We start from the raw sequence: 20,190 nt of genomic DNA on the forward strand, positions 1-20,190 counted from the left end.
TCCCCACAAAATTAGTATAGGTTATTATATGAAGATTAAAGATAAAATGTATATATTATTGGCATTAAATTTAGGAGGTAATTAGCGATGGTGAATATCATATTGACTTAGGATGCATTATGGGAAATGTAATGTTAGATAGAGAGCTAAAGTAGTGTAAAAAAACTTATAATAAGATGAAGGCTACTGATTTAAGAGGCCTTCTTTTTTATTATTACTTGCTTAGAATTACTTGTATTAAGGGAAATACAGTAGGGTTAAGCTATGAGATAAAGTTGAGTCTTAGAAGGTAATATAGTAAAATAGTAAGTAATTAAATTAAGGCTAATTAGAAAATTTAAGGCTACATTGCCTTGTTTCAAAGGATTAGCAGAGTAAGGGGGATGAGTTTTGAGTAAAAGGATATGTAAACAATGTGGTAAGGAGTTTATTCTATCGGATTCTGAAATAGGTTTTTATAAAAGTAAGAATTTAGAGCTACCTAAAAGATGCAGTAAGTGTAGACAGGAAAACAAAAACAATGGAAATAATAATAGCAGCATTAAAGTAAATAATAATGCTGATAGTTATAAAAATAAAACTGAGGTTAGTAAAGTTAATATAAACACATCTAATACAAGTAATAACAATGGTAATAAAAAACCAATGAGAAATGTATTATTAGCATTAGCGGTACTTGCTGTTTTATTTGTTGGTAAGATTTTTGGAGTGTCATTTGAAGACATAAACCCATGGTTTAGTTCAGAAAGTAATCAAAGCGGTAATTATCTTGAGTTTAGAAATGATCAGTATTGGGAAGATCACTTTACAAAGCATAAGAGTGAGTTCGATTATGACACCAAGGAAGAATATTTAGACGGAGCAAATGCTGTAATAAATTCACCGTCATCTTTGTACAAGCTGGAGAAGGAAGAGGGAGATGAAGTTTATTACGATGCAGATAAAAATGAAATTGTATTTGTGTCTACAGATGGATATATAAGAACATATTTTAAACCAAGTGATGGTATAAATTACTTTAATAGACAGTAGTTTTAGATTATAGTTTTGTAATTTTAGCTTGGCTGAATTAATTACATTTTAATAGCTTGGCAGGGAGAGCGGATAGGTGAAATAAAACCTAATGCTCTCCTTTAAATTTATAAGCACTGATAGAAATTATTTTATGGACTTTTTATATGAATTTTAGCTTGAAAACCTAAAATAATAAACAAAAAACACTCATATAAATACTAAAATTACAAAAACTAATTAAAGTATATAAAGGAGGAATTAAAGATGGAAAAACAAGCTATTGAGCAAAGGTTACAAGATTTAGCAGAGCTAAAAGAGGCATATTACGAGCATGGAAAAGACACTTCAAAGATTGTATCTGAAATTCAACAGCTAAGAAGTGAGTTAGCTGCTGTCCCACAAATGGAATAATTGCATATGAAAGGGCAGATACTTGTTTAGGGTATCTGTCTTATGTTTCTCATGTAAGGGGCTTTGTGAAGCCTTCTTAAGACCAGATTTATACACAGTCTTCTTTGAAGAAGACGTAATATTATTTTTAGTAGATGGATCTTTAGTAGATGGATTATTTGTTAGCAGTTTGAACTGATACCCTTGCACATTAAGAGTGCTACGGTATACATTTAAATGCACTACATCTGCAATTGAACTGCTAGGGGGTTGGTTAGAATCCATAACCTCTAGGCTGGAATCAACCGTTGGCAGAGCTTCCTCTTTTTCTTCTGAGGCGTCTACGGGTATAGAATTTACTGAAGCTAGCGCCTTAGTTTCAGACGAAGTTTCTTCATTTTCAATAAGTAGTTTGTATTTATCACCGAGGCCGAAAAAAGAGTAGGTGCCTCCTGATTTTTTTACGTAATGAGTTAATACACCTGCATTTCTAAGTTTGAAAAATCTAGCTTGGACAGTGCATTTTTTTATATTCAAAATAGGTAGTTCTGCTAAAACGGCATCGTAGCTAACCCAGAAATATGTATTACCGTCAACCTTCTCTGTTAGCATTTTATTAGTAGCTTTAAAATCTATAAAATATCTAAGAAGTATGGCATCAATAGTATCAAGGCCTAAGCTAACGAGACCTTTTTGTGAAAATCCAAGTATATTAAACTTCATAATAGACTCCTCTCGAAATATAAAAATTAATAATAAGTGGTGTTGATAGTACAAGCACCTATAATATAAAGTATTCATTTTTTTGAAGAAATACCCCTGAAGTTTATTAAAGTAATATAGTCGTATGAGTATATGTTATTTGCCTTATAAATACAAAATAGGGTGCAATATAATAAGGCTTTATTTGGTAAAAATCAATATATTTGAAATATTTTAATTGTTAAAAATATTTAACATTGAACAAGGTTAAGAAATATTTACAAAACATTTACGAAGGGATAATATAGGTTTGTATGAAAAATATTACCAAGTTTATAAAAGAAGGTAGAGGGGTTTATGAGCAGTTTTGAAATTTTTGTTGGGATTTTTGGAGGCCTAGGCTTATTCTTATATGGAATGAAGTTAATGAGCGATGGTTTAGAAAGTGCCGCAGGAGAAAAGCTTAAAGGAATATTAGAAAAGGTTACATCAAATCGATTCATAGGAGTTCTAGTTGGAGCTGTTGTAACAGCTATAATCCAAAGTTCAAGTGCAACGACAGTTATGGTGGTTAGTTTTGTTAATGCTGGCTTGATGTCATTATCTCAAGCAATTGGTGTTATAATGGGAGCTAACATTGGGACAACCATAACCGCTCAAATGGTTTCTTTTAAATTAGATACAATTGCACCAATATTCATAGGTGCAGGAGCAATTTTAATTCTTGTGGCAAAGAAAAAGAAAGTTAAAGATGTCGCATACATTGCATTAGGCTTTGGCATATTATTTTTAGGTATGGGGACGATGTCTGGAGCATTAAAACCAATTGCAGAAACACCAGCTTTCGGTGAATTTATTATTGTTGTTGGAAACAATGCAATTTTAGGCTTACTTACTGGGTTAATTATGACTGCAATTGTTCAAAGTTCATCAGCGACAACAGGAATATTAGTAGCTTTAGCAACAACAGGTGCTATTGATATGAGGTTAGCATTCCCTGTTATACTAGGTTGTAACATTGGAACTTGTGTTACTGCTTTATTAGCATCAGTTGGTGCAAATAGAACAGCGAAAAAGGCTGCGCTTATGCATTTGTTTTTCAATATTTTTGGAGCCATCATTTTCTTACCTTTTGTAATGCAGGTTACAGAATTAGTAGAAGTTATCAGCCCAGGAAATGTAGCTAGACAAGTTGCTAATGCCCATACAATTTTTAATGTTATAGTAACTGTAGTTATGTTCCCGTTAGCAGGATACATAGTGAAGCTAGTTAACGTTATTATTCCAGGAGACAGCAAAGTTGAGAGTAAGGGTGCAATGTACCTGGATAAACAGCTTTTAGCTACACCTATGATTGCAAGCAGCCAAGTTGTAAAGGAAACTATAAGAATGGCTGAACTAGCTAAATCAAATTTTGAACTTTCTATGAGAGCATTTTTAGAAAGCAATCAAGAGTGCATAGATAAGGTGTATGAGAATGAGAGTATTATAAATACTATAGAAAAAGATATTACGGATTATTTAATTGAGCTTTCACAGCATGAGTTAACAGAAGAAAATGCTAAACTTGTAAGTGAAACCTATCACACAATAAATGATATTGAAAGAATTGGAGACCATGCTGAAAATATCGTGGAGCTGGCTAGTGTTAGGATTTATAATAAATTAGAGGTATCAGAGGATGCTTTAAATGAAATTAATGAAATTTATAGCTCTACATTAGAGTCTATAGACTTATCAATAAAAAGTTACTCTAATAAGAAATTAGTTTCTTTAAAGCAGATAGAGATGGTTGAGAGAAAAATTGATGACCTAGAAAATGAGTTTAGAAATAATAATATAAAAAGACTAAGTGCAAAGCAATGTACGGCAAGTTCGGGAGTAATATTCTTTGATTTATTATCTAATCTAGAAAGAGTTGGTGACCATGCAAATAATATTGCCAGGGCAAGAATTCAAGATAAGAATAATATAATGTTAAAATTAAATGAAGCTTCACTAGAGGTTTAAAAGAAGATAAATTGATAGTTCAAGAGCTGATGCAGAAAACATCAGCTCTTTTATTATTTAAGTTTATGCTTTGTATTTGAAGTTAACTTAGTAAAGTTATATAATGAATTTCATAGAAAATGAACTTTTGCAGTAGATATAATTTTGAGGTGGAAAATGAAAATAAGAGTACCAAAATATTTTAATGAATTTAAGTGCATAGCAGATAAATGTGAGGATACCTGTTGTGCTGGCTGGGAAGTTGTAATTGATGAGGAGGCCTATGAAGCCTATCAGCAGGTTAAAGGCGCTTTTGGAGATAAATTAAGAAGTGAAATAGTTAATGATGGTGAAGATAATATCTTTGTTTTGAAAAATAATAATTGCCCTTTTTTAAATGGAAATAAGCTTTGTGATATTTATTCAGAGTTAGGAGAGGACTACCTTTGTTATACATGTCAGCAGTTCCCGAGATATACGGAGGAGTTTGGAAACCTTAGGGAAATTGGGATTTCTCTGTCTTGTCCTGAGGCTGCAAGGATAATCCTTAGAAACTCTGATAAGGTTGAATTTGAAGTGACTGAAAATGATGAGTTTATATTATCAGATAATGATATTGATGGAAAGCTGTATATGGAGCTTATGGAGTGCAGACAGATAGTTTTTAAGCTGCTTCAAAACCGTGACATGGAGCTAAAGGCAAGAACAGTATTAGCACTTGCGTTTATAGAAGAAGTTCAGGAAAAAATAGATAATGATGAACTAGGAGCTATAAAGCTTATTAATAAGAAATATCTAGATGAAGATTTTATTTATGAAGCTAGTGAGGGGTTAATTCAGTTTAAGGAGGATGTTGAGCAGAGAACTGAAAAGATTTATAAGTATTTTAATGAGTTGAAGAACTTAAAACATATAAATGATGAGGATCCTCTTAAGATTGAAAGAGCTATGAAGTATTTTGAGGATAATAATAACAAAGAGCTATATTTAAGAAGATATGAAGAATTCTATAAGTATTATGACGAGAAAATGTTTAAATTTGAAAATATATTAGTTTATTTTGTATTTAGATATTTTATGAAGGCTGTTTATGATGGAGATGCCTTAGGGAAAATTCAAATCGCCATATTTAGTTATTTAATGATTAAGGAACTAAGTATTATATCATGGGTAGAAAAAGGTGAAATTACAGATGAAGAGTTTGCAGATATAAGTCATATGTATTCTAAAGATGTGGAGCATTTGGTTGAAAACATTGATACCTTAGAAGACGATTTTTATACTAAGGATATATTTTCTGTGATGAACATGATAACTATTTTGGCCAGCGAATAGATAGGACTGAGCTTTCCTTTAATTTAAAGGTAAGGTTCAGTCTTTTAATTATTGGTAATATAAAGATGGAAAGAAATGAAAGGATATAATTACCGTTAGCAAAATTAAAAAAAGTTGATATAATAGATACTAAAAATAAAACAAAAGATTTGAATTAATATGGAGATGGGGAGATATGGAACATTACAAGGTTTTAGGTGTTGATAAAAACGCTACTATGGAAGAAATAACAAAGGCTTACGAGAAAAAGATCAGTGAATTTAAGGATGATATAAATGATGAGCGAAGAGCAAAAGCCTTCATAAAGGTTTTTGATAAGGCTTATGAAGATATAAAATTTGAAAGAGCAAAACTTCAAGAGAATAACACCATTGTTATGGGAATAGATGAGCTTAGTAGGTTTGAGAATTTAGAAGATGATTTTGAAGGTGAAAGTAGTAAAATAGAATATTATAATTCTAGAGTTAAGCAAAAAAAGAAAGCTTCATCTAAAACTTCTTCGGTAAAAAAGAAAAGTAGCAGCAAAAGTACTTCAGCTAAAGGGAGTAAGGCAAAAAAAGAGCCTGATAAAAGTACTATCAGGAGAAAGAGTGAGGTTAAGGCGCAAAGAGAAGTTTCGATGATTAGTACATTATTGCAGCTGCCATTAAAAGCTGTAGCTTTAGTACTAATAGTTGTTTTATCAACCATTTTGTTGCTATGTAAGATAATCAGTTTTGCATCTTGGCTGGCATCAAGGGTGATTATGGCTGCTGCCATTGGAGGAGCATCTATACATGGATATCAAATTTATATAGGACATGCTATTAGATATGACATATTCATTTTATGTGCTGGTGCCTTTATAATTGCATTGTTTTTACCAACAATAGTAAAGGTTGTACCATCAATTATTGGTGGCATAAATGATAAATTAAAAAGCTATGTATTTTAGCAATAATAATATAAGAAGAGAAGCTCTTTAAAATAAAGTCTTCAAATAAAAATAAAAATAAAAATAAAAAACCTTGCAATAAATGCAAGGTTTTTTTGGTTGCGAGAGCAGGACTTGAACCTACGACCTTTGGGTTATGAGCCCAACGAGCTGCCAACTGCTCCATCTCGCGATATTAAGTTTTCAAATTAGATTACCTAACTTGTGAGATAAGTATAACTTTATAAATAAGCAAAGTCAAAACTGAATAACCCTATATTACGTCTTAAGAGTACAAGGGAACCCTTACAGTTCCAAAAGGTACTATATGCTACAACATGAGAAAATATTTTATATAGGTTATTTTTAGGGGGTTAAGTTATGTTATGTTTATCCGTATATATAAAATTATTAAATAAATTAAAAGATTTAGAGATTTAATTACGTTTAGAGGTGATTTTGTGATAGATAAACTACAGGGTCTTAATAATATTGCGGGACTTTCAAGTATAGAGAGCTTAAGTGAGTGTAAGTGCAGCTCGAATAATGGTACTACTTCAAATATGTTTAGTATGGTTCTTGAAAACCTATTTAAAGCAATGAAAGAACAAAATCAAAAGGTTGGAAATCAATCAGAGAATACAGCATTATTTAATAATGTGCTAGGGAATTTTAATAATATAATATCAGTAAACAATGAAAATCTTAATAAAGATGAAAAAATAGCTGCAACAATAGATAAATCAGCTACAAAATATGGTGTAGATCCAAGCCTTATAAGAGCTATAATAAAGGTAGAATCTAATTTTGATCCTAATGTGGTATCATCAGCAGGAGCTATGGGCCTAATGCAACTTATGCCTGAGAATTGTATAGCTTTGGGGATTGTTGATCCATTAAATATTGAACAGAATATTGATGGAGGTGTACGTCATATAAAGGAGTACATTGATAGATATAATGGTGATATCGAAATGGCCTTAATGGCGTATAACGGTGGGCCAACAAGAATGATGAACAGGGGGGTAATCTCTATAAATGATATATATAAGATGCCTGAGGAAACTCAGAATTATGTTCCTAAGGTAATGAAGTATTATAGGGGATTATAATATGAAGATTGAAGGATTAAATGTCAGAAAAAGCATGAAGCTAAAAGAGAAATCTATTGGTACTAAGGGCGGATTTTCAGATAATCTTGCAAAGTCCTATAGGTCAGCAACAAAGGAAGAGTTAGAAGAATATATAAAAGATATTAAAAAAAAGGGAAACAGGCTAGTAATAACGAAAACTTATGCTGATGTGAAGAGTTATAAGGATACGATCAAAAGCTATTTAAGAACAGTAGTGGATTATACCTATGCTCTAAACAAGAATATAGGCTTTTGGGAAAATCAATATTATGCTACAGTAGAAACTATAAATGAAAAATTAGAGAGTTTGACCCAGGAAATATTAAAGGAAGAAAAAGAAAACTTAGATATATCAGCAACAATAGATAACATACAGGGGTTGCTAGTGGATATCTATAAGTAAAGGGGATTAACATGGAACCAGGATTAAAGGAAAAGTTATATGAGGTTGAATTTGAGTCTTTTAAAATAAAAGAAATTGAAGAATTTAATGATAAGAGTGCAATATTAAATGCAAAGCTTGAAGTTAGCGTAACGATGGGAAGCTGTAAAACAAGTATAAAGGATATTCTAGACTTAAAAACTGGTGATATTATAGTTTTAGATAAGACTATGGATGAAGATTTAGATATCAATATTAATAGTAAAACAGTTGCTTTGGGAGAGCCAATAAAGGTTGATGACAAAATATCAGTAAGACTTTTGGATTTTAAGAATAAGATTGATTAAAAATAACGGAATTTAAAGATGGGTGTAGCATTTGTAAGAAGTATACACTCATTATTTTTTTATAAAAGCTAAATAAATTTTTTAATATGCCGATAATAATAAAATGGTAGTAAAAGAAGTTCCTTTGAGGGATTGAGTGTTGACGCAAATAAAGTTAAACAGTTAGACGTTGACATAAAAGATGGTTATGGAGGTAAAGAAATGAAAATTCATTCTGTACAAAGAAATACAATGATAAATGCATATAACAACCAAAGACAACCTCTTAAACAAGGAGAAATGATAAAGCAGAATAAAGATAAGGTAACTATTTCAGAAGATGCTAAGTACTTAAATCAGATAAATAGTAATAATGAAAATGTAAATATAGATAAGATTAATGAGATAAAAAGCAGAATAAAGCAGGGGACTTACAGTGTAAATTCAAAGGCTGTGGCAAAGAAAATTATTGAGGCAACAAAAGGAGAGTAACTGAATGAATCCAGAATTAAAGTTAGTTATGTTTGAGGAGAAGAAGCTTTTACATGAACTTTTAGACTTATTAGATAAACAGTACGAAGCTATTGTTGATAAAGAATTAATGATTTTAGAGACCCTTACTGAAAGAATAGAAGAGGCTGGTAAAAACCTTGCAGCTATAGAGATTAAAAGACGTAGCTTAGTGAAGGATGATAGCTTTAGTGAACTTATAGAAAATAGTAATGATATTCATGCTAAAGAGGTATATGAAGAGATAAAAAGCATATTAAATAATTTAGAATTACAAAAGAATACTAACGATACAATAATAAAACAGAATTTGTTTTTTACAAATAAAATGATAAGTGTAATTAAACCATCAAAATCCACAGGAACATATAATTCCTATGGAAAGGTTGGAAGATAGGGGGAAGGCGTATATGGCGAATTTATTAGGAACTCTCAATTCAGCATCATCGGGTATGAGAGCTAGTCAAATAGCAATACAAACAACATCACATAATATCACAAATATGAATACACCAGGGTATACGAGACAAAGAGTAGAACAAAGTGCAAGTAGACCTTTCAGTCAGCCTGGCCTCAATAGCAACTTAGGGGCAGGACAACTTGGAACAGGGGTTCAAATCACTGATATTACAAGGATAAGAAATACATTTTATGATTTTCAGTTTAGAAGTGAGAGTCATAGCTATGGAGATATAAGTGTAAAATATGATTATTATAAAAGTATGGAGGTTATATTTGATGAACCTTCAAATAATTCAATATCATCATCGATTAACAAGTTTTTTAATGGCTTTAATGAATTATCTAAAGACCCAAACAGTGTAGGTGCTAAAAATATTGCAATAGAAAATGCTAAGTATTTAGCTAATAACATAAATAAGGTGAATAAAAAATTAGAATCCTTAAAAGAAAACTTAAGTAAACAATCTGAAGATATTTTAAATGATGTGAATCAAAAGCTTGCAGCTCTTCAAGACTTAGAAAAAAATATAAAAGTAGTGGAAGCTACGGGTAAAAGTCCTAATGATTTATTAGACGAAAGAGACAGAATTTTGGATGATTTAAGTTTTAAGATAAATATCTATGATAATGATGTAAAAGTTGCTATGCAGGATGGGAAGTTTGAACAGGCAGAGGTTGATAAGTTAATTGCAGATAATAAACTCTCAGGTGAATTACAAGCAACTGCTGATATGAATAAAGAAATAGATGGATATAAGGGTAAAATCGAAGAATTGGCAAAGGTAATTACAAGTAGCGTAAATGAGGTTTCAGGGCAAGAGATTTTTATTTTTGATGCTAAAGGGTATGAACTAATATCAGTAAATCCAGAGATTCTAGAAGATGTATCAAAACTTGAGATGACATCGGATTTAGCAACTGAATTATATAAATTAAAGGACAAAAAAGTAACCTTTGGGGAAGCCCCAAATGAAAAGGAACTAACAATAAATAGTTTTTACAATAATACTATTCAAGAACTAGGAAAAGCATCTCAAACGGTTATAAGACAAGAAGCTAACCAAAGCAAATTACTATCAAGTATTGATAGCTCAAGGATGAGTGTATCAGGGGTTGCCATGGATGAAGAAATGATTAATTTAGTACAACTTCAACATGCCTACAATGCTAGTGCAAAAGTTGTATCTACTGTTGATGCTTTATTAGATGTAGTAATTAATGGATTAATGAGATAGGATGGAGTGATAAATATGAGAATAACTAATGGAAGTATGATGAATAGTTATTTAAGGGAGGTTCAAAATAACCTTCAAACTATGGACAAGCTAAACACACAATTAAACACCACTAAACAGGTTAATAAGATATCGGATGACCCACTTAAAACAATAAAGATATTAAATTTAAATAATGAGATAGAGAATGTTGAAAAGTATAACTATAACTGTGATGAAATTACAGGGTGGTTAGACCTTACAGATGAAGCATTAGGAAGTATATCAAACTTAAGTACTGATATAAAAACCCTTTTAACATCAATAAGTGGTACCTTTGGGAAAGATGAAATAAAAGCCGTTCAGTCACAGGCTAATGAAAAGATTAAACAAATTGGTGAAGCCATGAATACTACATATGCAGGTAAGTATATATTCGGAGGAAGTATAACTGACGAGCCACCAGTGAAAATTGAAACAGATAAGGACGGAAATGTAGCACTAATTGTGAATAATCTAGGAGAAAGCAAATTGGATGATAAGTTAAATACAGTTATATCTAGTGGGATTACTGTAGATTATAATTTAACTCTTAATGAAATAACTAAAACTAATGGAAAAGAGACTGGTTCAACAAGTGGGTTAGAGTTATTAGGAGAATTATCAAAAAAACTTAACGAGGATCCAATCAACATGGAGGATATAGGGAAACTATCTAAGGACTTAGATGGATATATGAGTGATATATTAAATAATAGAGCTATAGTTGGAGCAAGAACTAACACTGTAGAGCAGGTTAAGGATAATAATGAAAAGAATATCCTAGAGATGAAGAGTTCACTTTCAGTTACGCAGGATGTAAATGTTACTGAAAAATTTATTGAATTAAAATCTGCGGAAATGGTTTATAATGCAAGTCTTCAAGTAAGTTCTAAATTGTTTAATACTACAATATTAGATTACTTGAGATAGGGGAAGATACAGATGAAAGTAACATTTAATAAAGGTATACCAGGCTTTGAAACACTTAGAAAATTTGAAATAAGAGATTTAGATGGTAACGATAGATTTAAGATATTGCAATCAGAAGAAAGTGAAATAAGCTTTGCAACTGTGAATCCTTTTGATATTTATAGTGAATATGAGATAAACTTAAATGAAGAAACTATAAAAGAACTTGAAGTAGAAAGGCCAGAGGATGTTTTAGTTTTAAGCATAATAACACTGGGTAAAACTTTAGAAACAAGCACTATGAATTTAAAGGCACCTGTAGTTATAAATATAAAAAACTGCTTAGGAAAGCAATTTATATTACAAAATGAAAGATATGAAACAAAGCATCCTTTGATAAGGAGAGAGCAGAATGTTAGTAATCAATAGAAAAAAAGACGAGTCAATTTTAATAGGTGATGATATTGAAATTAAAGTAACAAAAATTGAAGATGGAAGTGTTAAGATAGCTATTTCAGCTCCGAGAGAAGTAACTATACTGAGAAAAGAAATATTAGATAAAGTAAAAGAGGAAAATAAGAATGCTATGAGCAATGACTTAGATATTCTAAATCTGCTTAAGTAGGAGGAAGAAATGTTTACATCAAACCCGTATATTGCATATAAACAAAACACAATAAATATGGCATCAAAGGAACAGTTATTACTTATGTTAGTTGATGGCGCCGTCAAGTATACTAAGATAGCGAAGATGGCTATTGAAAAAAGAGATATTCAAGCAGCTCATAAGGAGCTGACAAGAGTTCAAGATATTTTTACAGAATTAATGTCGACCTTAGATATGAATGCAGGTGAAACGGCAGAAAATCTATTTAATCTTTACGATTTTATCAAGAGACAGCTAGTACAAGCTAACATGAAAAAAGATGTGCAAATAATAGACGAAACCTTGCCGCTAATAGAAGAAGTTAGAGATATGTGGTATGAGGTAAGCAAAAAAGCTAAGGGTTTATAGGGAGGTAAAAATTATGACTTCAGTAAATTCAGTAAGGATTCCTGGACTTGCAACAGGAATGGATACGGACCAAATGATAAAAGATATGCTAACAGGAGAGCAGAACAAAATCGATAAGGCGCAGCAAACCCAGCAGATTAATAAATGGAAACAGGAAATCTATAGAGATGTTATTAAAGATGTTAAGGGTCTTCAGGATAAATATTTTAGTGCAACCTCACCAGATTATATTTTAAGCAGTAAGGTATTCAGTACTTTAGTTATAAATAGCTCTAACAGTGGTGTTATTAGTGCTACAGCAGGAGCTGGAGCTAGTAATGTTAATTATAAGTTTAAGGTTGAAGCTATGGCAAATCCACCGCGATTAGAAAGTAATAAGTTAGATAAAAATACAGAATTGGTTACTGCAGATACTACTATTAAAATTAATGATAAAGAAATACAAATAAAAGCAGGTTCAAAGGTAAGTGATGTTGTAAAAGGCATAAATGATACCTTTAAAGAAGGAGATGTTAAAGCTACATATAGTGAGATGACAGGTAAACTTACTATTGAAGGGAAAAAAACAGGAGAATCTTCTGAGTTAAAGTTCGATGGGGATTTATTTAATAATATTGGGATGACGACTGAAGTAACAGGTTTAGTAAAGGGCAGTAATAATAAGGTGACAGTATTTTCAGCAGATGGAAAACCACTGGATAAGGTAATTCAAAGTGAAAGCAATACCTTTACAATTGACAATGTGACTTACAGCGTAAGTGGAGTTAGTGATGAATTGATTTCCATGACCTCAACAGTTAATACCCAGGGAACTACAGATAAGATGAAGGCTTTTATTGAAGATTATAATAAGATAATGGATAAAATCTATGATCTATCAACTGAAAAAAAGAATAAAGATTATCCACCGCTTACCGAAGCACAAAAGAAAGAGATGGATGAAAAAGAGATTGAGAGATGGGAAGAAAAGGCTAAGGCTGGCATATTGAGAAATGACAGTGACTTTAGAAGCTTTATGGAAGGAATAAAGGGAGCTATTTTGGGTCAGATTGGAGACCTTGGAATTTACCTTTCAGACATTGGGATCGCTAGTAATTCAGATTATAACAAACCAGGTCAGCTGGTATTGGATGCAACTAAGTTTAAAAAGGCTTTAGAGAATGATAGTGAGTTGGTTTATAAGGCAGTAACTACTTCTTTTGGAAAAATAAAGGATATAACCTACAACTATGCAGGGAGCTCTACAAGTATCTTTGCTAAAAAGGCAGGAATTGAAAAAACAGCTTCTGCAGTAAATAACTTGTTTTCTGAACAGATAAGAAGGCAAGAACAGTATATTAAGGATTTAACTTCAAAGATGTCAAAGAAGGAAAATCAGCTATATATGAAGTTCGCAAATTTAGAATCAAGTATGAATAAGCTTAACGCACAGATGAATTATCTGATGAGCCAAAATTGATAGTAGTTATGATTGAAAAATACAAGAGAATAACGAAAGAAATAATAGATATATTAAATGAAGAAGTTGTAGATCATGAAAAGTTAGGGTATAAGATAGATGAAAGACAAGACTTAATAACGAAATTTAAAAGAGAAGAATTAGATGCTTTTAGAAAAGAATATTGGGAGAAATATCTGCCTATAGATAAGATTATAAAAAGTAAACTAGAAGAGCAAATTATAAAGGCTAAAAAAGAATTGTTTGACCACAGAAACAAGCAAACAGTAAGTACAGCTTATGTAAAAGCAGGAAAAAATAATTTAAATATTTTTTCAAAAAAGGTGTAAAGTTTTGAATAAGCAGTACGATATATAATAGCATAAGGTGGAAAATACCTTTTAAATGACAAGGATGTCAAATAATAAAAACTAGGGAGAGTGTAAAATTATGAGAATTAACACAAATATCAATGCTATGACAGCAACTAACCAATCAGCAAGAAACACAGCTTTAGCTGGAAACTCAATGAACAAATTATCTTCAGGCTTAAGAATAAACAAAGCTGGAGATGACGCTGCTGGACTAGCTATCTCTGAAAAAATGAGAAGCCAAATCAGAGGTATGGAGCAAGCTGACAGAAACGTACAAGATGGCATATCTTTAGTACAAACTGCAGAGGGAGCTACTGAAGAAATTGGAAACATAGTTCAAAGAATGAGAGAATTATCAGTACAAGCTTCAAACGAAACTAATACTGCATCAGACAGAACAAAGATAACAGAAGAGTTAACTCAACTGAATGATGAAATCAACAGAATCGCTGATTCTACAAAATTCAATGGTAAGAATGTATTAAATGGAGATACTGTACTAGATACAAAAATGGCAGCTTCTATGACAAATTCAGATTTCAACATTGAGGGATTACAATTAACAAAAGCTGATGGTGCAACAGGTCTAACAGAAGGTAATATTACTATAAAAACAGAACAGGGAACTGCTACTGGAACTAAGATAACTGTTAATGCTGGAGGACAAACTTTTACATTAGATAATTCATCAGTAGGAACAAAATCAGATAAATTAGGTGCTGGAACATACACGTTAAAAGCAACTGATGGTCAAGAGATTACGTTAACAGTTGGCAAGAATCAAACAGTTGCTTTTGCTGGAACAGAAGTAATAGGTACTAATGCTAAAAAAGAGACAATAGGAAGTGAATTAAGTTTACAGGTAGGAGCTAATACATCTGCATCAGAAGGGCTTAATGTTAAAATAGTAAACGTTAATACTGAGTCATTAGGATTAACTCAAGCTAGAATAGATGCAATGAAAGCAGAGGGAACTACTGGAACAACAGCTGCTAAAGCTATGATAGATAGCTTAGATAAAGCTTTAGAAACTGTTAATACTTCAAGAGCTAATCTTGGAGCTATGCAAAACAGATTAGAAGCTACATCTTCTAACTTAACTACTTCTACGGAAAATTTATCAGCTGCTGAATCAAGAATTAGAGATGTTGATGTTGCTAAGGAAATGATCAACTTATCTAAGTTAAATCTTTTATCTCAAGCTTCTCAAGCGATGACAATGCAAGCTAAATCTCAACCAGAGAGCGTAATGCAATTATTAAGATAGTAAATATCACATATAAAGGATAAAGCGTAAGCTTTGTCCTTTATTAATATATATGATTAAATAGAAAGCTGTTTTATGATATATATTAATAAAAAGGGGTAATACAGATGGCGAAATATAAAGTTTTAAGTATTGATTATTATGATGAGTTCCAATGTATAGGCAATAAATGTGAGGACCATTGTTGCAAGGATTGGTCAATAACAGTAGATAGGAAGAGTTATGTTAAGTACCAGAAGTTACCGGCTTCGGAGTTTAAAAATAAGCTAAGTGGTCATATTAATAGAAATAGAAGGGCTGTAAATGATTATGACTATGGCAAAATAAATCTAATTGAAAAGAAGTGTCCTATGCTTTCAGAAGATAGATTATGTGAAATTTATTCAAAGATTGGTCCGGAAAATATGTGCTATACATGTAGGATATATCCTAGAGTATTTAATCAAGTAGATGATATTTTAGAGCAGTCCTTATCTGTTTCATGTGTAGAGGTATCTAGAAATTTATTATTAAGAGAAAATCCTATAGAATTTAACTTAGAAATAAAAGATGCACCAGAAGTTAATGTAATAAGACAGGTTAGAACTAATACTTCAAAAAATATTAGTCATAGATATTTTAATGAAATTAGACAATTTTCAATAGGATTAATTCAAAATAGAAAATTTACTATTGAAAATAGACTAGCTATCTTGGGATTATTTATTAAAGAAGTCGAAGAAAGCGATAATTTAGATATAATGATTGAAGATATTATTTTTAATTTCAATAACTCTATAAAGTTAGGACAATATGATGGATTATTAGAAGAGGTTATAAGTACAAACATAGTTAATGCACAACTTGAATTTTTGACACAGTTAAATAATATTATTTTAAGTAAAAAAATAAATAACCAAAGATTCTTATTAAATTTTGAAAAAATAAGTGATGGTCTTAGGCTTAAAAGTGGAGAAGGTGAGCATATAAAGGAGGCTTTTGTTAATTCTTTGGGAAATAGCTACAGAAAATTTATAAGTAAAAATGAATATATATATGAAAATTACTTAGTATGTTATATGTTTAAAACTATGTTTCCTGCGAACGAAAAAACAATGATGGAAACTTATTTATCCTTAATAGTACAGTTTTCAATAATGAAAATGAACTTGATTGGTCTATGTGGCTATTACGAAGAAGGTATGGATATTGATAAGATGTTGAATCTTATACAAAGTTATAGTGTAATAACAGAGCATGATGAATTTTTAGTAGGAAAGATACAGCAGTTCTTAAAAGATAAGGAATATAATAGTCTTGCACATGCTCTTACCATAATGGGAAAATAAATAAAAATTATACACCTACTTTAAAAAAGTAGGTGTATAGTAAGCTTAAATATAAATTTCAACAAAAACAAACAGAAAAATAAAAATAATTTTTGAATTATGTAAAAACATATGGAAATAAGCAGAAAATTGGTATACAATAGAAATGTAGACTAAGTGTAGAATTGAATATGGCAAAGCTAGAGAAATCTAGTGACGCAAAGCTATAGGGGCTAAGATGAATATTATGCCAGCCAGCTGCCGGAGAGTCAGTGTACTTTTTGTATTACATTTCAAATTAGACAGTGATAAAACCTTAACTATTAGTTATTATAAGGTTATGAGTTTAATCATTGTTATGCTTTGAGATGTTAGTTAAGCTACTATCTTCGGAAAGTAGTATTTTTTTATGCAAAATATTATGATTTATGCAAATATAAAATTTAATAAGATATAATATTAGAGATATTATATGGCAAAACTAGGGAAACTTAGTGACGCAAAGCTATAGGGGCTAAGATGAAAGTTATGCCAGCCAGTTGCCAAAGAGTCAGTGTACTTTTTGTTTATAAGATTATGTTTTAAGGATTGTTGAACTTGTAAAATCACATAATAACCGTGATTAAATATTTATTAGCAAGAATTCTTCAATTACTTTGTCAAACAGAAATTTTAACATACTACTCTCTTTGGAGTAGTATGTTTTTTATATTTAATGGATAATATACAAGAATTAGTTTGTTTTTGAAGTACATTCTAAATATTTTAAATTTAAAGTTAATTTTATATATACAAATAGGAAGTATTGCAAATTTATATTCAAATTAAAAAAAGTATTAAATCTGGGAGGAAGAAAAATGCAGGTATATCAACTTATTAAGAGTGGTTTAGATGTAACAGAGTTAAGGGGAAAAACAATTGCTAATAATATTGCAAATATCAATACACCAGGATACAAAAGAAAATATGTAACTTTTGAAGAAACATTAAATAAAGCCAGCAAACAGCCTCAGATAGAGGTGAAAGAGGATAAGGCAACTTCTATGAGAAATGATGGAAATAACGTGGATTTAGAAAGTGAAAAAGTTAATCAAGCAGCTAACTCACTTATGTACAATGGGTTAGTAAGTGTTACAAATACGAAGCTAGCAATAGCTAGAACAGTTATAACAGGAAGGTAATTAATATGGGTATATTTAGCGGGATTAGAATTAGTGCCAGTGCACTTTCAGCAGAGAGATTAAGATTAGATGTTATATCTTCTAACATTGCAAATGTGAGAACCACAAGGACTGAAGAAGGTGGAGCATACGTTAGAAAAACTGCAGTATTTGCAGAAAATTATGATAAAGCGATGGGTATGCTTGGAGTGAAGGCTGTGAATATTGAGGAGGATAAAGCTCCTTTAAAGAAAGAGTATGATCCATATCATCCAGATGCAGATGAGGAGGGATATGTTGAATATCCTAATGTAGATTTACTTGTGGAAATGTCTGATTTAATATCAGCACAGAGGGCATATGAATCTAATGTTGATACTTTAAATGCACAGAAAAATATGATTTCAAAAGCTTTAGAAATTGGAAGATAGTGGGGGAAACAATGAATATACAGTCGGTTGGAATAAATTCAATATTAAATGATGTTAATATACAAAAGTCTGTTGAGGAAAATAATAAAGAAACAAGCTTTTCAAAGTTTATAAGTGATGCCATTAACAAGGTTAATGAGACTCAAGTAACTGCAGACAAAAAGGTCGAAGGTTTTATAAAGGGTGATGATATTAACATGCACGATGTGATGCTTTCAATGCAGGAATCACAATTATCTATGCAGCTTCTTATCGAGGTAAGAAATAAGGTTGTAGAAGCTTATCAAGAAATAAATAGAGTACAACTCTAATTCTCTCAATTAAGAGGTAAATAATATGCAGAATTTTGTACAAAGTATAAAGAACTTTATAAAGAATACCAAGGATAAGTTTAAGGCCTTGGATAAAAATAAAAGATATGCCATCATCATTGGAATTGTGGCGATTGTATTAGCCACAGTTTTTAGTATAAGCTATGGCATCAAGAATAAATATGGAATTTTATTTTCGGGGTTAGACAGTTATGATGCTGCAAACATTTCAAAGGTTCTTGAGGATAAAAAAGTTGAAACTAAAATTGAGGGAGATACAATTTACGTCCCTAAGGAACAGGTTGACAAGCTTAGACTTGAGTTATCACCAACAATAACAAATGGTTCAAAGGGCTTTGAATTAATGGATGATGGCACAAGCTTATCAATGACTGATGAAGAGTTTGAAATAAAAAAACTTAGAATGCTTCAGGGAGAGCTTGAAAAGACTATAAAGACTTTTCCGCAGGTCGACGATGCCAGAGTACATATTACACAAGGTGAAGAATCTGTTTTTAGTAAGAATAGCAAGGCTGGTAAGGCTGCAGTATATGTATCCCTTAAGGCTGGAAAGGATTTAGATGATGCTCAAATAAAGTCAATAATTTCTTTAGTTTCAGCAAGTGGTAAAAATATTCCAAAGCAAAATATTGAAGTAATTGACCAAAATATGAATCTCTTATCAGAAGGCATTTATGATGAAAATGGAAATCTAGTTAAAGGTGTGGGTCTAGCAGCTTCAAGGAATGCCGAAAGAGAACTTAGTGAAGAGTTAAGAGAATCTTTAGTTGAGATGTTGGAACCTATTTTTGGGAAGAACAAAGTTAAAGCTACAGTAAATACAACTTTGAATTTTGATACAGTTGAAAAAAGTGAGATTAAGATCGATCCAGATAAGGTAATCAAATCTGAAATAAGAAGTGAAAATACAGCAAATGATGGTGGACAAACAGGTTCTCCAGTAGATAACAATATGAACAATATTGCAGATGGTGATAATACTGGTAGTGCTTCAAAAGAAGAACAAATTGAATATGAAGTAGGTAGAACAGAAACAAAAACTATTACTACATCTGGAGAAGTAAAGAGAATTACAGCATCAGTTGCTATTGATGGAGATTTACCACCAGCAACAATTGCTAATGTGGAAAAGATGGTTGCTTCTGCTATAGGAATGAATACAGAAAGAGGAGACGAGTTGTCAGTTGTTTCTATGGAGTTTAATCCACAGTCTGAAAACATATTTGATGACAATAAAGTTACACCAGAGGTTATGAAACAAAGAATGATAAATATAGCAATCATTGCAGGAGTCATACTTCTTATCTTAATAATTGCACTTATAGCTTACTTGATTTACAGGAGTAAGAAGAATAAGTATGAGGATGAAGATGAGGTTGAGGTTGAAGATACAACTGACTTAATAGCAAGAATGGCTAGAGAAAAGGAAATTGAAAGAACAAGAGAGTTTAGTTTAGAAGATGAAATTAAGATAATTGCTTCTCAAAGTCCAGAAGAAGTAACTAAGCTGATTAAGACTTGGTTAAATGACTAAAGGTGGGTGAT

The 20,190-nt window shown here is 31.2% G+C and carries 24 protein-coding genes, 1 tRNA gene and 2 riboswitches; of the genes, 23 read left to right on the top strand and 2 right to left on the bottom strand.

From position 1 onward, the window contains the following. Nucleotides 1-390 precede the first annotated feature (390 nt). Together BN1075_RS01405 and BN1075_RS21350 are read left to right on the top strand one after the other, a co-directional pair. Entirely contained in the window at nt 391-1,032 is a 642-nt protein-coding gene (locus BN1075_RS01405; RefSeq protein WP_040191231.1) for a zinc-ribbon domain containing protein, read from the top strand. 246 nt (nt 1,033-1,278) lie between these two features. Next, on the top strand, nt 1,279-1,425 hold the full coding sequence (locus BN1075_RS21350; RefSeq protein WP_156132714.1) for a hypothetical protein: 147 nt from the start codon (nt 1,279-1,281) through the stop codon (nt 1,423-1,425). Here BN1075_RS21350 and BN1075_RS20500 read toward each other — a convergent pair. Further along, nucleotides 1,399-2,181 (bottom strand): hypothetical protein, encoded by a 783-nt coding sequence (locus BN1075_RS20500; protein WP_148315431.1) that lies wholly within the window; start codon nt 2,179-2,181, stop codon nt 1,399-1,401. The genes BN1075_RS21350 and BN1075_RS20500 overlap by 27 nt on opposite strands. 282 nt (nt 2,182-2,463) lie before the next feature. On the opposite strand from BN1075_RS20500, the gene BN1075_RS01415 reads away from it, so the two are divergent. From BN1075_RS01415 to BN1075_RS01425, 3 genes are all read left to right on the top strand, one after another. After that, entirely contained in the window at nt 2,464-4,116 is a 1,653-nt protein-coding gene (locus BN1075_RS01415) for a Na/Pi cotransporter family protein (protein ID WP_042386787.1), read from the top strand. Nucleotides 4,117-4,272: 156 nt separating this feature from the next. Then, nucleotides 4,273-5,430 carry a flagellin lysine-N-methylase gene (gene fliB, locus BN1075_RS01420; RefSeq protein WP_040191232.1) on the top strand — a complete coding sequence of 386 codons (1,158 nt, stop codon included), beginning with the start codon at nt 4,273-4,275 and terminating at the stop codon, nt 5,428-5,430. 175 nt (nt 5,431-5,605) lie between these two features. Continuing rightward, the gene (locus tag BN1075_RS01425; RefSeq protein ID WP_040191233.1) at nt 5,606-6,364 is read left to right on the top strand and encodes a J domain-containing protein; all 759 of its coding nucleotides are present in this window, start codon (nt 5,606-5,608) and stop codon (nt 6,362-6,364) included. A 96-nt stretch (nt 6,365-6,460) separates the two neighbouring features. Here BN1075_RS01425 and BN1075_RS01430 read toward each other — a convergent pair. Then, a tRNA-Met gene (locus BN1075_RS01430) sits at nt 6,461-6,536 on the bottom strand. A 268-nt stretch (nt 6,537-6,804) separates the two neighbouring features. Here BN1075_RS01430 and BN1075_RS01435 point away from each other — a divergent pair. From BN1075_RS01435 to fliF, 18 genes are all read left to right on the top strand, one after another. Further along, the gene (locus tag BN1075_RS01435) at nt 6,805-7,455 is read left to right on the top strand and encodes a lytic transglycosylase domain-containing protein (RefSeq protein WP_404988295.1); all 651 of its coding nucleotides are present in this window, start codon (nt 6,805-6,807) and stop codon (nt 7,453-7,455) included. 1 nt (nt 7,456) lies between these two features. Then, the gene (locus tag BN1075_RS01440; RefSeq protein WP_040191235.1) at nt 7,457-7,879 is read left to right on the top strand and encodes a YaaR family protein; all 423 of its coding nucleotides are present in this window, start codon (nt 7,457-7,459) and stop codon (nt 7,877-7,879) included. Nucleotides 7,880-7,890: 11 nt separating this feature from the next. Beyond that, nucleotides 7,891-8,205, top strand: coding sequence for a FliM/FliN family flagellar motor switch protein (locus tag BN1075_RS01445; RefSeq protein ID WP_040191236.1), 315 nt, complete (start codon nt 7,891-7,893; stop codon nt 8,203-8,205). A gap of 132 nt (nt 8,206-8,337) precedes the next feature. Further along, the gene (gene flgM, locus BN1075_RS01450) at nt 8,338-8,676 is read left to right on the top strand and encodes a flagellar biosynthesis anti-sigma factor FlgM (RefSeq protein WP_197072254.1); all 339 of its coding nucleotides are present in this window, start codon (nt 8,338-8,340) and stop codon (nt 8,674-8,676) included. A gap of 4 nt (nt 8,677-8,680) precedes the next feature. Beyond that, nucleotides 8,681-9,091, top strand: coding sequence for a flagellar export chaperone FlgN (gene flgN / locus BN1075_RS01455; RefSeq protein WP_040191240.1), 411 nt, complete (start codon nt 8,681-8,683; stop codon nt 9,089-9,091). A 13-nt stretch (nt 9,092-9,104) separates the two neighbouring features. Then, a complete protein-coding gene (gene flgK / locus BN1075_RS01460) occupies nt 9,105-10,391 on the top strand; it encodes a flagellar hook-associated protein FlgK (RefSeq protein WP_040191242.1) in 1,287 nt (428 codons plus the stop codon). A 15-nt stretch (nt 10,392-10,406) separates the two neighbouring features. Next, nucleotides 10,407-11,342 carry a flagellin N-terminal helical domain-containing protein gene (locus BN1075_RS01465; RefSeq protein ID WP_040191243.1) on the top strand — a complete coding sequence of 312 codons (936 nt, stop codon included), beginning with the start codon at nt 10,407-10,409 and terminating at the stop codon, nt 11,340-11,342. A gap of 12 nt (nt 11,343-11,354) precedes the next feature. Continuing rightward, nucleotides 11,355-11,750 carry a flagellar assembly protein FliW gene (gene fliW, locus BN1075_RS01470; protein ID WP_040191244.1) on the top strand — a complete coding sequence of 132 codons (396 nt, stop codon included), beginning with the start codon at nt 11,355-11,357 and terminating at the stop codon, nt 11,748-11,750. Then, nucleotides 11,734-11,946, top strand: coding sequence for a carbon storage regulator CsrA (gene csrA / locus BN1075_RS01475; protein WP_040191245.1), 213 nt, complete (start codon nt 11,734-11,736; stop codon nt 11,944-11,946). The genes fliW and csrA overlap by 17 nt, the downstream gene beginning before the upstream one ends. Nucleotides 11,947-11,955: 9 nt before the next feature. Further along, nucleotides 11,956-12,336 carry a flagellar export chaperone FliS gene (fliS, locus tag BN1075_RS01480; protein ID WP_040191246.1) on the top strand — a complete coding sequence of 127 codons (381 nt, stop codon included), beginning with the start codon at nt 11,956-11,958 and terminating at the stop codon, nt 12,334-12,336. A gap of 13 nt (nt 12,337-12,349) precedes the next feature. Further along, nucleotides 12,350-13,795: a flagellar filament capping protein FliD gene (gene fliD, locus BN1075_RS01485; protein WP_040191247.1), complete on the top strand. Its 1,446-nt coding sequence runs from the start codon at nt 12,350-12,352 to the stop codon at nt 13,793-13,795. An 8-nt stretch (nt 13,796-13,803) separates the two neighbouring features. After that, on the top strand, nt 13,804-14,124 hold the full coding sequence (locus BN1075_RS01490) for a hypothetical protein (RefSeq protein WP_148315433.1): 321 nt from the start codon (nt 13,804-13,806) through the stop codon (nt 14,122-14,124). Between the two features lie 100 nt (nt 14,125-14,224). Further along, nucleotides 14,225-15,415, top strand: coding sequence for a flagellin N-terminal helical domain-containing protein (locus tag BN1075_RS01495; protein ID WP_040191250.1), 1,191 nt, complete (start codon nt 14,225-14,227; stop codon nt 15,413-15,415). Between the two features lie 107 nt (nt 15,416-15,522). Further along, the gene (fliB, locus tag BN1075_RS01500) at nt 15,523-16,743 is read left to right on the top strand and encodes a flagellin lysine-N-methylase (RefSeq protein ID WP_040191251.1); all 1,221 of its coding nucleotides are present in this window, start codon (nt 15,523-15,525) and stop codon (nt 16,741-16,743) included. A gap of 162 nt (nt 16,744-16,905) precedes the next feature. Further along, nucleotides 16,906-16,988: riboswitch (cyclic di-GMP riboswitch) on the top strand. A 198-nt stretch (nt 16,989-17,186) separates the two neighbouring features. Next, nucleotides 17,187-17,269: riboswitch (cyclic di-GMP riboswitch) on the top strand. A 310-nt stretch (nt 17,270-17,579) separates the two neighbouring features. Continuing rightward, entirely contained in the window at nt 17,580-17,903 is a 324-nt protein-coding gene (gene flgB, locus BN1075_RS01505; RefSeq protein ID WP_040191252.1) for a flagellar basal body rod protein FlgB, read from the top strand. A 5-nt stretch (nt 17,904-17,908) separates the two neighbouring features. Then, complete coding sequence (gene flgC / locus BN1075_RS01510) at nt 17,909-18,313, top strand: flagellar basal body rod protein FlgC (protein WP_040191253.1); 405 nt, start codon at nt 17,909-17,911, stop codon at nt 18,311-18,313. Between the two features lie 11 nt (nt 18,314-18,324). After that, nucleotides 18,325-18,624, top strand: a complete 300-nt coding sequence (gene fliE, locus BN1075_RS01515; RefSeq protein WP_040191254.1) for a flagellar hook-basal body complex protein FliE — start codon at nt 18,325-18,327, stop codon at nt 18,622-18,624. A 25-nt stretch (nt 18,625-18,649) separates the two neighbouring features. Continuing rightward, nucleotides 18,650-20,179 (top strand): flagellar basal-body MS-ring/collar protein FliF, encoded by a 1,530-nt coding sequence (gene fliF / locus BN1075_RS01520; RefSeq protein ID WP_040191255.1) that lies wholly within the window; start codon nt 18,650-18,652, stop codon nt 20,177-20,179. Nucleotides 20,180-20,190: the final 11 nt, after the last annotated feature.

This window comes from Clostridium culturomicium (genome assembly GCF_000821305.1).
GTDB lineage: Bacteria > Bacillota > Clostridia > Clostridiales > Clostridiaceae > Clostridium_J > Clostridium_J culturomicium.